This window comes from Streptococcus infantis, assembly GCF_019929665.1.
Taxonomy (GTDB): Bacteria; Bacillota; Bacilli; order Lactobacillales; family Streptococcaceae; genus Streptococcus; species Streptococcus infantis_H.
Map to the genome: position 1 here is coordinate 155,155 of NZ_JAHZPZ010000001.1, position 12,420 is coordinate 167,574.

Annotated in this window: 12 protein-coding genes; 6 read left to right on the plus strand and 6 right to left on the minus strand. The window is 33.3% G+C overall.

Going from position 1 to position 12,420, the window contains the following annotated elements; all coding sequences use genetic code 11:
• Positions 1-78: 78 nt before the first annotated feature.
• Positions 79-810: a hypothetical protein gene (locus K1I61_RS00730; protein WP_223335796.1), complete on the plus strand. Its 732-nt coding sequence runs from the start codon at positions 79-81 to the stop codon at positions 808-810.
• Between the two features lie 6 nt (positions 811-816).
• Positions 817-2,379, plus strand: coding sequence for a hypothetical protein (locus tag K1I61_RS00735; RefSeq protein WP_223335797.1), 1,563 nt, complete (start codon positions 817-819; stop codon positions 2,377-2,379).
• Here K1I61_RS00735 and K1I61_RS00740 read toward each other — a convergent pair.
• Positions 2,360-3,310, minus strand: a complete 951-nt coding sequence (locus tag K1I61_RS00740; RefSeq protein ID WP_223332697.1) for an ATP-grasp domain-containing protein — start codon at positions 3,308-3,310, stop codon at positions 2,360-2,362. The genes K1I61_RS00735 and K1I61_RS00740 overlap by 20 nt on opposite strands.
• A gap of 238 nt (positions 3,311-3,548) precedes the next feature.
• Here K1I61_RS00740 and pezA point away from each other — a divergent pair, with 238 nt between their 5' ends.
• Complete coding sequence (gene pezA / locus K1I61_RS00745) at positions 3,549-4,025, plus strand: type II toxin-antitoxin system antitoxin PezA (RefSeq protein WP_223332699.1); 477 nt, start codon at positions 3,549-3,551, stop codon at positions 4,023-4,025.
• Positions 4,025-4,792, plus strand: a complete 768-nt coding sequence (pezT, locus tag K1I61_RS00750) for a type II toxin-antitoxin system toxin PezT (RefSeq protein WP_223332700.1) — start codon at positions 4,025-4,027, stop codon at positions 4,790-4,792. The genes pezA and pezT overlap by 1 nt, the downstream gene beginning before the upstream one ends.
• A 334-nt stretch (positions 4,793-5,126) precedes the next feature.
• Here the strand turns inward: pezT and K1I61_RS00755 are convergent, their stop codons facing one another.
• The 3 genes from K1I61_RS00755 to K1I61_RS00765 form a co-directional block, all read right to left on the minus strand.
• Complete coding sequence (locus tag K1I61_RS00755) at positions 5,127-6,251, minus strand: DUF4368 domain-containing protein (RefSeq protein ID WP_317629460.1); 1,125 nt, start codon at positions 6,249-6,251, stop codon at positions 5,127-5,129.
• Between the two features lie 30 nt (positions 6,252-6,281).
• Complete coding sequence (locus tag K1I61_RS00760; RefSeq protein WP_223332704.1) at positions 6,282-6,701, minus strand: recombinase family protein; 420 nt, start codon at positions 6,699-6,701, stop codon at positions 6,282-6,284.
• Positions 6,702-6,856: 155 nt separating this feature from the next.
• Complete coding sequence (locus K1I61_RS00765; protein ID WP_223332705.1) at positions 6,857-7,603, minus strand: type IV secretory system conjugative DNA transfer family protein; 747 nt, start codon at positions 7,601-7,603, stop codon at positions 6,857-6,859.
• Between the two features lie 492 nt (positions 7,604-8,095).
• On the opposite strand from K1I61_RS00765, the gene iteA reads away from it, so the two are divergent.
• A complete protein-coding gene (gene iteA, locus K1I61_RS00770; protein ID WP_223332706.1) occupies positions 8,096-9,220 on the plus strand; it encodes an anti-phage ATPase IteA in 1,125 nt (374 codons plus the stop codon).
• Positions 9,221-9,222: 2 nt separating this feature from the next.
• Entirely contained in the window at positions 9,223-11,499 is a 2,277-nt protein-coding gene (locus K1I61_RS00775; protein ID WP_223332707.1) for a S8 family peptidase, read from the plus strand.
• A gap of 449 nt (positions 11,500-11,948) precedes the next feature.
• On the opposite strand, the gene K1I61_RS00780 is transcribed toward K1I61_RS00775, so the two are convergent.
• Together K1I61_RS00780 and K1I61_RS00785 are read right to left on the minus strand one after the other, a co-directional pair.
• Positions 11,949-12,176, minus strand: coding sequence for a 16S rRNA processing protein RimM (locus tag K1I61_RS00780; RefSeq protein WP_223332708.1), 228 nt, complete (start codon positions 12,174-12,176; stop codon positions 11,949-11,951).
• Positions 12,177-12,227: 51 nt separating this feature from the next.
• Positions 12,228-12,410: a 4-hydroxy-3-methylbut-2-enyl diphosphate reductase gene (locus K1I61_RS00785; RefSeq protein WP_223332710.1), complete on the minus strand. Its 183-nt coding sequence runs from the start codon at positions 12,408-12,410 to the stop codon at positions 12,228-12,230.
• Positions 12,411-12,420 lie beyond the last annotated feature (10 nt).

The window sequence follows — 12,420 nt, forward strand, 5'->3', positions numbered from 1 at the left end:
TATCAATAATCATGCTATTATAAACTTATTTGGATGCTTTGTATAGTGATAATAAATAGTTATCGGTAGGAGAATATCATGAAGTTTATCAATCGTAAAGAAGAGCTCCGTAATTTACAAAAAGATTACACTAATAATTTGAATCGTGGATTGAATCAAGTTTATATCATTAAAGCTGATTCAGGCGTAGGGAAATCCGAATTTATTAAAGAAATATCTAAGAAACTAAACTTATCTTTTATAGAAGTTTTTCCATTAGATGATAGCAATGATTTTTCAACATTTAAAAGATTTGTTATAGAATTGGATAAAATCAGTAGCGAGTATGGTTATGATGATTTTAAAGAATTTTACACCAAAAAAATGACTAGTGATAAAGCTATTAAAATATTGCTGAAAACTTCAGCAATATTTGGTAAAGCATTTATTGGAACATTTTTTAAAGATAATAATATTGGACTAGAAGTGTCAGAGATTGACTTAGCTTCATTGATAGAAGAACCTACTCAATATGAGACATTTGTGCTAAAAGCTCAAGTGGAAAATCTCTTTGAATATGCAAATTATGTTCTAAAACAGAGAAAATTATCTATTTTGTATTCACAAGCCTCTCAGATTGATCGTTCTTCTTTGGATTTATTTAATAAATTAATAGTTACTTCTCAACAATGCCTGTTTATTTTTGAGTGTGACGATAACAGAGTGGAGCAGTATTTGAAAAATAGTAGTAAATTTTTTCTTAAAACCTATCACTTAAATCGACTTTCTAATGAACATATTCTTCATTACATCCAACAATTAACTGAATAGTTAGAATTGCATTATGAGCAAATTGATTTTACAATTTTACATGATAGTGTTGAAAAAGGAGATTTAGCAGAAATCTCCACAATTTTAAAGGATTTTGATGATAGAGTACGGTTGGATCGGACAGTAAAATTACAGACGATTAAACAAATTGTTGAAGAATTATCAGACAAACAAATAGCCCTTTTGATCTTACTTTCCTTAACAAAGAATAGGTTAACTCAAGTTGATTTGATGGAAATTTTATCCCAACTATACGGGGAGTTTGATTCGGAAAATATTGATTTTCTAGTAAATAAAGATTTACTAGAACGAAATCACTCTTCCTTATCAATCCCTAATTTTATAGATATGGTTGTTAGCCCTACAACATTTTCCCCTAAGTTAAGACTAGCTCTAAGCTCTCTTTTGGTTAAATATATTAACCAAAAATTATATGAAACCAATAATGCTGAATATCTTGATATTTTAGTTGACCATTATTTACTTCACCGCCAATTTTTACAACTCAAATCTATTTTCCCTAAAATTCGAGAGAGATTGATAAGAATTGATTCACAAGAAGGGCGTGTAGCCTATTTTGAAAAATTCAATCTGATACAGCACGATGTAAAAACAATTGATGAAGATTTTATACTGACACTTGTAAAAATTGCCTATGATGCTAATTTGTATCAACAATCCCTATCTTTCATTAATTTTATCTCTCACAATATTGATAAGGTTGTTTTTGGCAAAGCATTATTACTAAATCGATGTGAAAAATTTGATGCTTCTATTAACTATATTGAAAAGAATATAGTTAAGCTAGATAAAAACTCATCACAATACTTCCAGCTTTCTTTAATTTTAATAATGAACTTAGTACAACTTGAAAGACGAGAAGAAGCAAAACGTATTTTCGAGGAATTAAGTACGCAACACACTCATCCACTATATCCCTACTTAATCAGATTATCTAATATTTTTTATAGCCAATTTTCTGACCGTATAAAAATTGTTCAGTCAATTACGGAGAGAATTTTTAAGGAACAAGATTCTGAATTTTCAGGACTTCATGCTATTTATCTAGCTTACTTATATGCTGTAGAAAGAGATGTTTCTCGTGCCGAACAATCTTTAATAACCGCTCGAGACTATTTCGGTGAATCACTTGTATATAATCATATGATTCTTCATAACGAGGCTACAATAAAATTTTATAGTGGAGATATTGATGAAGCAATACCGGAGTTACTTAATAGCGCAAAAATCACCGCATATGATGAATATGACCGATTTGCCATTTACAATAATTTAGTTGTTTATTATCTCTTAAAGGATAGAGTAGGTAGTCTTGAATGTCAGTCAATTGTTGTTGAATTGGAGGAACTCATCTCAAAGACATCTTTTAAGCGTTTTTTGGATAAGATTTACTACAATCTCTATTATTATTATCAAAAAATGTATAACCTCGAAAAAATGGAAGAATACAAAAATAAAATAGAGGAAGATATTATTAAGAATGATTACGAAATGAAGTTAATGTATGAAACTTCGTGGAAACTACCCCTTAATTTAAATGATGAGTAAAGAGTGTTTGTATCATTTCATCGTACGTATAGCCATTTATGTTGAATGTTTTAGGTACAACAGATTTTGGATACAACCCAGGATTAGCATTGATCTCTATTAGATAAAATTCTGCATTTTTTATTCGACCATCTACTCGTATCAATTTATTTGGAGACAAGTTCTTATAAAGTTGCTTTAAGTTGATAATATCTTTATCGCTTAAATAGCAACTTTTTTCGATTTCTATACCGATTTTTTGTTTAATTTCTGAAGTATAGGCCTGATACTTGAATTCATTAGATTCTGGAAAAATAAGTTCAACTTCTTCAAAGAATAACTCTCCTTCATTTTCTAAAATAGTAATAGCCACTTCTCTCCCTTCAATGTATTCCTCTACTAGAATACCATCAAAGTCCTTCATTAATTGCTTGAGTGCCATATCTGCCTGTTCCATATTTTCAACAATAGAGTTTTGTGTAATTCCTATTGATTCTGATTCATAGTTCGGTTTAATAATAATTGGATATTCAAAGTTCGATAGAATTTCTTTAGTGTATGAATGATCAAATACTAACAAGCTTTTTGGGACTTTTATACCAAAATTCTCTGCAAATTTCTCTGTCATAAATTTATCTTGACATAAAACTTGTACATATGGGTCTGGGTTGAAATATTTAATTTTATAATTTTCACAAAATGCTGGGACACTCATGTTTCTAATTCGACTGTTATATCCAAAATCAAAATTTAACACAAAGTCGTCTAGGTGATTAAAAACACTTTTTTTGAATCTCTCAAAATTATCGTAAAATATGATTTCATCGATAAATTTAGAAAAACTTTTATGAAGAATATCTCTCAATTCATTGCGAGTGTATTCTCTATTTTCGATAATTTTTGTTTGAATGGATGAATCTGGGTTGACATTTAAAATTACTATTAATCTCATAATTTCTCCTACCGATAACTATTTATTATCACTAGTATACCATAGATTCATATCTCCAATATGTTTTCGATTATACTTTTCTTACTTTTTATATTCTCAAAAACTTTTTGAACAGACTCATAGAATCTTTTCTTCAATAACTAAATATGTGGTATTATATTTATCAACAACAACGCACCAAAAATGGTGCATTTATCTTTTTTATGTTATAATAGAAATAAATAAAAGGAGGAGTTACATGATTGGAGAAAATATAAAAACGTTACGTAAAATACATAAATTAACACAGCCTGAGTTTGCAAAGATTGTTGGTATCTCTAGAAATAGTCTGAGTCGTTATGAAAATGGGACAAGTCGAGTTTCGACAGAATTAATCGATCGTATCTGCAAAAAATTTAATGTTTCCTATATCGATATTGTAGGGGAGGAAAAAATGCTCACACCAGTAGAAGATTATCAGTTAACTCTGAAAATTGAAGTGATTAAAGAACGAGGGGCGAATATCTTAGCGCAACTTTATCGTTTTCAAGATGAACAAGGAATTGCATTTGACGATACTTCTAATCCTTGGGTACTAATGAGCGATGATCTTTCTGATTTGATTAACACGAAGATTTATCTTGTTGCAACTTTTGAGGATGTGGAGCGATATAATGGCTATTTAGATGGCATTGAACGTATGCTAGAACTAGCTAGTCATCTAGTGGTGGCTTAATGAAACTAGAAGAATTTAGTCAAGATAATTTTGAACAAGCCTCCAAACGGCTTATCCGTTCTTTAACTCGTGGTAAAACAACTTCGTCTCAGCCCAAGGCTATCTTGCTCGGTGGACAGAGTGGTGCTGGTAAGACAACGATTCATCGTGTGAAACAAAGGGAATTTCAAGGCAATATTATTATCATTGATGGAGATAGTTATCGCTCTTTTCATCCGAACTACCTTGATCTACAGGAAAAGTATGGAAAAGATAGTGTGGATTATACCAAAGTATTTGCGGGCCAAATGGTTGAATATCTCGTAGATGAATTGAGTAAACAAGGTTATCATTTGTTAATCGAGGGCACCTTGAGAACAACACAAGTTCCTAGAAAAACGGCCCAATTATTGATAACTAGAGGATATCAAGTCTCACTTGCACTAATTGCGACCAAGCCAGAATTATCCTATCTCAGTACTTTGATACGTTATGAAGAGCTCTACGCCATAGATCCTAGTCAAGCTAGAGCGACTCCCAAAGAGCACCATGATGGAATTGTAGAACATTTAGTTGATAACTTACGAGAGTTAGAAAATGACAATATTTTTAATCAAATTCAAATTTATCAAAGAGATCAATCGTGTGTTTATGATTCGGAAGTAGATCAAATCTCAGCAGCAGAAGTTCTACAAGAATGCCTCTTCGGAAAATGGAGTAAGGTGGAGGAAGAGATGTTGAAGATGAGTCAGGAACGGTTGAGAGAACTGGGGGAAATTGATAAGTGACGAAGGGCTAATTTATGAGTACATTTAAAAAAGTAATTTATTTTTGTACAAGATTTAACTACTCATAATCTCTGGGAATTGGTTGAACAGTACAAAACAGGTAAATTAAGAGACTATGAATAGGCAAAGATAACATTTTGTTATCTTCCCATTAAAAGGTATATAAAAACAGGCCTAAGCCTGCCCTATTTCTAACAAAGTTTATTCTTTAAGAATAATTAGAGAAAACACAAAGGGTAACAAAAAAGATAATTAAATTGATGAGTTCAGTAAAAAAGTAAATTGCACCTGTTAGCTGACCTGACACCTAGCAGTTTAGTTATTGAGGTTAATGTTAGCGAGCCAAGTCGTTTGGCTCGCTTTTTTTATTGTTTAATTTTCCGATGAAATTATAATAAATGTCAATCTGAATAGTGCGATTGCGTTTCGTGCCAGTTGGTTTATGAATTACAATCTTATAAATCAGCTCATTCACTATCTCAACGGTTAATTCTGGTAGCTTTGTATATTTCGAAATTCTCGCCATAAACTTGGAGATATTCAAACTATCTTCTTGTTCTTTAGCGAGTTTTTCGGTTAAGTCAGAAATGGAAGCTTGGAGCTGGTGCTGTTCTTCTTCATAGCTCCGACTTAACTTCACAAAGCGTTCATCTGAAATTTTGCCAAGTAGATTATCTTCATAAAGCTTCTGGATAATTCGGTCTATTTCTTTAAAGCGGTGTTCATCTTTTTGGAGTTGCAACCGTTGGTGTTTGTTATCTTTACTGAATTGAGTTTGGTTTTGTTGCTCTAACTTCTTCAAAAAGGTTTTTTGGTCTAATTGGCACTCGTGGATCGTTTGACGAAGTTTGTCGCTTACAATCCCGATCAAAGCGGATTTTTGAATGTAATGCGGATTTTCGCAACCATCAATCGGCTTTCGGTAGCCAGAATACTTGTAATGGTCGTGGTTAAGTCCGTTTTTCTCTTGTGGGCAGAAATAGTGTTTTCTTCCACAAGTTCCACAAAAAACTAATCCAGCAAACAAGTTTTCGTGACCAGCCCTATTTTTATACCGTTGATTTGAACGCTTATGACTTCGCATTTTTTGAACAATATCGAAAGTTTCTTGGTCAATTATCGCTTCATTGGTATTTTTGAAAATCAACCAGTCTTCTTTTGGGTTATCTACTTTACGTTTGTCTTTATAAGATTTTTCCCGTGTCCGAAGATTTACCGTATGTCCAAGATATTCTTCATGACTTAAAATCGCGCTTAGAGTTTCTCGCGTCCAAAAATAAGGCAAGCTCTCAACATTTGAACTGGCGGAAATAGGTTTTAATCCGATTTCGATTCGGTGGCGGTCTGGCTTGAAAACTTTGTCATTTTCTAATCCTTTCGCAATCTCTGAAAGACTTTTTCCGCTTTTCGCTTCCTTAAAAATCCGCTTCACAACTTCACTGGCAACTGGGTCAATAATCCAATTTTTGGGATTGCTGGAGTCTTTGAGTTAGCCATACGGTGGATTAGTAGTTACTCGCTCACCAGCTCTCGATTTAGATTGCACAACCGCTCGAATCTTATTGCTGGTATCCACCGCATACATTTCGTCCATTAAACACTTGATTGGTAAGAAAATGGAGTTGCTCTCATTGGGCTTGTTAGAATCCACACCATCATTTAAGGCGATAAAGCGAACGTCAAAGCTCGGAAAAGTAATTTCCGTTAGTTGTCCGACTTTGATATAAGAGCGCCCTAGACGACTTAAATCTTTCACAATAAAGTTTGAAACTTGTCGATTTTCAACCAATCGAAGTGCTTCTGAAATTGCTGGACGGTCGAAGTTTGTTCCACTAAAATCATCATCAACGAAAAGAACTGGATTTGGCAGTTTTTCTCTCGCTACCACATCAAGAAGAATTTTCTTCATCAACACGATTCGAAGAGCGATTGGAACGCTTTTTGCGCCCTAAATCTGTTAATTTTTGGTTAGAATTTTCATTTTCGAAGAAGATTTTTCAAAAATGTAGTTTTCGAATTGGCTTTCAATTTCCGAAATATCTTGTCCGTATCGGCTCAAGCTATTCAAAATGGCATACGACTATCTCTAATTTTGGGTTTAGGTGGGTAGGTTTTACCGATAATCCAACGGTAGGTGTTAGGAGAGATTTCTGTTCTAATATATGCCCAAAATGGTGGTAAGCTGTAAAAATCTTCTTTATCAATCTCCAGAGTATATTTTGTCATGTAACGGGCTTCATTTAGGTTTAAGCCAAAAACAATTTTATTCGCAACATTGGATTCAATTCCAGCTTTTAGCTGAGGTGACATTTGGGCGAGGTGTTGAAAACCAATATTCCAGTCAACATTAAACTGGCGAGATTGCGAAAGTGCTTCATCTAAATTAGCGTTAGGGATTCCTAAGAAACTTGGTGTCTCATCAATATAGATAAAGACTGACTGGCGTTTGCTTGGCTCAACTGACGTCTGGCGCAAAATTAACATCCAGAGCATTGAAGTGATTAGGCTACCGATGAGTTTGGCAGATTCTGAACCAATTACCGCTTTATTTAGTGGAATCAATACAATTTTTCGGCTTTTGAAGATTTCCGCAAGACTGAAATTTGGGTTAGTTTGTCCCAACATTGCTCGAAGTTGTGGGCGAAGCAAAAACTGTCGGAATTTATTCAAAATAGGATTTAACATCTGGTGACGTTGAGCTTCACTGAGTAGCTCAAACCAGTTCCAGAAACTTTCTAGCCCGATTGGGTCTTTTAACTCTCTTAATAGTTTGTTTCGAAAGGACTGATTTGTCAGCAGACTTGGTAACATCACTAAAGAAGTGTTTGGAATGCGCGCCAGAGTTAAAAAAATATGTGACAAAATATCTAGTGAGTAAATCCCAAAATGTTCAGGATATAACACTTTAAATAGCTCCAACAGATAGTCTGCGATAACTTCGGGCTCGATACCATATTTAGTTAGTTCAAAAGGATTTATACCAACAACTAAGGAAAGAAAAAGGGCAAGGATTGAAAAGGAAAGGCTGCAAAGTAATGGCGGAATAGAGCCTGAAGAAAGTAAGTTAAAGCATAGTGATGATTACAGAGGAAAGAATATTTGTCTGTTGATTTGTATAATGTATCATGCACCATCAAAGCTATTGGGAAAATATTAACTACACAAAATATAAAGAAATGAAATTTGAAATATTCCTAAATATGGAGAATAATACGCGAAATACTATACTTCGTTCCTGAAATATCGATATTCGTTCTTTACATTTAAATTTCGTCCTGTTATAATAAAAGAGGAGGTGTAATGATGAAATATTCTATTGAAATTGGTAAGATCATAGAGGGTGCATTAAAGCATGATCAAGCCAAAGTTATAAATTATACAAAACAATTAGTATCAAAGCTGGAAAAGGATAATGATTCCCGCTCTGCAGCTAAATTTCAACGTATATTATCTGCTCAAGCCGAATCTGCCTTAACTCCTATGAATAGTTCTAATTCTATTACTATTCCTGTAGATACTGAATCAAGAATGGACCTTGCTGACATTATTTATCCATATCAAAATGATATTGAGGTAATTCTCTCAAAACGAAATGAAGAAAAATTAGACTCATTTATTTTAAGTTATCAAAATGCAGATAAACTTAACTCTCTTGGAATAAATGGATCTAACTCGCTGTTGTTATATGGACCACCTGGATGTGGAAAAACTAAATGTGCCTACCTAATTGCTAAAAAATTAAATTTACCACTCGTTGTTGCTAGGTTAGATAGCCTAATTTCTTCATACCTTGGTACGACTGCCAAAAATATTCGTAGCTTGTTTGAGTTTGCACAAAAAATGCCTTGCGTATTATTTTTAGATGAATTTGATGCTATTGCAAAGGCTAGAGATGATAACAACGAACTTGGAGAATTGAAACGCATTGTTAATAGTCTTCTGCAGAATATAGATACAATGAGCAAAGATAGCCTAATTTTAGCAGCTACTAATCATCAACAGTTACTTGATCCCGCAATATGGAGAAGATTTGACTATAAGTTAGAAATAGAACTGCCGGATAGAGATGCTATTGCAGCATTAATTACCTTATTTTCCAATGGTATATATAAATTTAGTCAAAAGGAAATTTTAGAAATTTCAACTTTACTTGATGGGCAAAGTGGTTCTGATATAGAAGATATAATAACCAAAGCCATAAGAAACTCTGTTATCCATAACTCTTCTTTTAGTGTATCTAGCATTTATGAAGAACTATTTATTACTAAAAATATCATTCCTCAAAACTGTAATGATTCACGAGAGTTATTACAAATCAAGGCAAAATATTTACGAGACAAAGATTCTAAAATTTTTAGTTTACAGACAATCGCTGACATCTTAGGTAGTTCAAAAACAACTATTCAAAAAATTGTGAAGGAGGTTTAGTTATGAGCGAAAATAATCTACCTATAAAATTAGTTCTTCCCAAAACAACAGATATCGTTCCTAATATTGGGAATGGGCGATTAAAATTTTTTGGCGAAGTAACTCCGCAGTTAAAAAGAGAAATAACTGACGAATTTGAAAATTTGCTATCTTTTTATTCAGATGTTTTCAACGAGAATGAGTCAATCCCTGCTGTAGGAAAAATAACTGTAAAACCTGAGGCTATTGCAAAGTCACACAAACCATCTGACCTGTGTAGAAATTGCCCAATTATTGGTAGCGAAGAGTTAAATGAAATATATATTAAGGTCAACAGAAAAAGCATTCAGGAAACAATAGAGATGGTAAAAAATCCACCATCACAAAAATTTCAAGCCAACATGACCGCAATAGTCGACATTCAACCTATTAAGCCAGAAGAAAAAATCTCACCAACACTCCACTCTATTGTACAGGAAGATTTTAACTCTATTAAAAAAGTTATTAAACTTAAAGTCTTTGATTTTGATGATGATTTTGATAATGCACAAATTTGGGACTATGTGATACGCAAATTATGTTCACTTCATTTTGAAGATAAATACGAAATTATTTCATATGGTGATCAGCTTAAATTTTTGAAAATAGAAGTTACTTCTTATGATGATATTATTAAGCTGGCCTCTATTAATGGAGTAAAAACTGTTGGTTTTTTTCAAGAGTATTCCCTTCCTCAGAACGATTTTTCGGTAACGGAAATACAAACCTTATTGGATTCTGAGTATAGGGATAGCGATGTTACCATCGGAATTATTGATGGTGGAATAAGTGACGATAATCCATTTTTAAAGCCTTATATTGTTGCACGTGAAGAATATGTAGATAAAGTTTATCAAAATCCACAACATGCCACATTTATTGCATCGACTATACAGTATGGAAATGTTTTAAATAGTATTTCTGCACCTGCAGCTTATCGTTTTAAATTTGTAGATATTGTTGCCATTCCAAATAGCGATAAAGATTTTGGATTAACTGATTCCATTACTGAAGATGATTTGATGGAAATTATCGAAGAAGTGATGGAGAAACATTCATCTACTACTAAAATATGGAATTTATCACTAGGCATTGAAAATAAGCCTTGTGATGGTTCAATGTCTGATTTAGGGGTATTTTTAGATTACATTCAAGACACATACCATGTACAAGTCTTTGTTTCTAGTGGAAATGTAAATAGCCTGCCACTTAGAAATTGGCCTCCCCAAAAAGGTATTGGCGAACATGACCGCCTTATATCTCCAGCCGATTCTGTTCGTGCTATAACAGTAGGTTCTGTTGCATTATTTGATTCCGCAGATTCGATTGTTAAATTTAATGAGCCTTCACCTTTTAGTCGAAGAGGACCTGGTGCCAATTATATTGTTAAGCCTGATGTTGTCGATTACGGTGGTAATTATTCTACATCATACAAAATTGATGGTTTAGGAGTAAAGGGATTGAATTCTAGTGGAAAAATCGTTGAGGGGAATGGTACAAGTTATTCAACTCCTCGATCGTTGCAGAAATATGCCTCGATATATGAGGAAATGATCGAACCTGATCTTATTCTTGCAAAAGCAATGTTAATACATTCTGCTAGAATGAACTCTCGTGAGTTGTTAGATGAACATCCTGATAATATTAAATATTATGGATTTGGGATCCCTTCTGCTGATACACAAGATATTTTGCAATGCAGTAAAGATTGTGTAACGCTTGTTTTTAAACAAAAAATATCTCAGGGGTCACATCTGGAAATGTATGATTTCCCATATCCAAAGTCTCTTATCAAAAACAACAAATATATTGGTGAAATAGGAATGACCCTTGCCTACTTACCGCCTCTTGACCAGAAATATGGTCGTGAATATTGTAGAACTAATATTGATGTCAGTTTTGGAACATATTCATATAAAGATGGTGGAAAGATTGAATATAAGGGACAAGTTCCGCTTGAATCGAAATGGGATGAAAAATTTGAATCAGCACGAGTAAAACACGGGTTTAAATGGAGTCCTATAAAATCCTATTATAGAAAACTAAACAGAGGAATAAAATTGGCGGATGGATGGAAACTCAGAGTTGACTTAACTCCACGAAACGAGCTCTATGTACCATCGCAAGAATTCGTTTTAATTATTACTGTCAAAGATCCAAATGGCAATGATATTTATTCAGAAATAACTAATGCGCTAAGAGAAAGAGGTTATATAACTAATAATATCGAAACGAAATTTCAGGTTCGTCAAAGACAATAGAATCCCCGTAAAAATAGATGCTCTTATTTGTAGGTATCTATTTTATTTTTAAAGGGGTGCACAATGTAGGAAGAGGAGGCTCAGAAAAAATTGTGAAGCATATATTCGCAGAGTGTGGTAGGGAGTGAAAAAACGATATGAGGAGTAAAATTCATAGATGAAATGGATGAAGGAAATCAAAATTTTTCGATACAATTCTCGTGTGAAGTAGATGGAGGAAAAATAAGAATTGTAAAGTATAAGATCATGCATGAAATATTATTCGAGTATAAAAAGGACCTACAAAATAGTAGTATATATTTTCTTATATGAGTTAAGAAAAGGAGAAGACGTTGAATATATGAAAAGACGGCTCACTTGAACCGTCTTTTAACTCGCTTATAAGATGCATGAACTCAGATTATTTTAGAGTGCTCAGTGTCAAGCTGTCCTTATAGGTGTTTTTTATTTTAATAATACTGCACTTCAATTCCATCCATAATATTTATTAAAGTATTACCACCAATTTTTAAAGAAATAAGATCATTGAATGACGATACCTGGTATTCCTTATCTCCAATCACCACTACAATATCGTGGACAGAATTTGGCAAAATAACACAATCTTGCCCTTTGTAGACAAAAGAGGCGTCCCAACCATTGTGATATAACGCTTGTAAATCATCTAATATCGCCATATAAAAATCCTTTCCCATAATGTTTTTGCAGGTGAAAGCACCTAGATTGAACTAAGTGCCAATAACTTCAATTTCCTTAATACTACTCTCTGGATATGAATAGTCTCCTATAACGATTTCATCATCACCATCTAAATCAAATCCATCATACCAATCAAGCACCGTGCCAGTGATGGACGTGCCATCTTCTAAAACAAGATACACTTTTTTATCTACATATTCCCATAGTCTCAATGTGTTTCTC

Coding starts and splice junctions, on each gene's coding strand:
- K1I61_RS00730 (WP_223335796.1), top strand. CDS start 79: ATGAAGTTTATCAATCGTAAAGAAGAGCTCCGTAATTTACAAAAAGAT.
- K1I61_RS00740 (WP_223332697.1), bottom strand. CDS start 3,310: ATGAGATTAATAGTAATTTTAAATGTCAACCCAGATTCATCCATTCAA.
- pezA (WP_223332699.1), top strand. CDS start 3,549: ATGATTGGAGAAAATATAAAAACGTTACGTAAAATACATAAATTAACA.
- pezT (WP_223332700.1), top strand. CDS start 4,025: ATGAAACTAGAAGAATTTAGTCAAGATAATTTTGAACAAGCCTCCAAA.
- K1I61_RS00760 (WP_223332704.1), bottom strand. CDS start 6,701: ATGAAGAAAATTCTTCTTGATGTGGTAGCGAGAGAAAAACTGCCAAAT.
- K1I61_RS00765 (WP_223332705.1), bottom strand. CDS start 7,603: ATGTTACCAAGTCTGCTGACAAATCAGTCCTTTCGAAACAAACTATTA.
- iteA (WP_223332706.1), top strand. CDS start 8,096: ATGAAATATTCTATTGAAATTGGTAAGATCATAGAGGGTGCATTAAAG.
- K1I61_RS00775 (WP_223332707.1), top strand. CDS start 9,223: ATGAGCGAAAATAATCTACCTATAAAATTAGTTCTTCCCAAAACAACA.
- K1I61_RS00780 (WP_223332708.1), bottom strand. CDS start 12,176: ATGGCGATATTAGATGATTTACAAGCGTTATATCACAATGGTTGGGAC.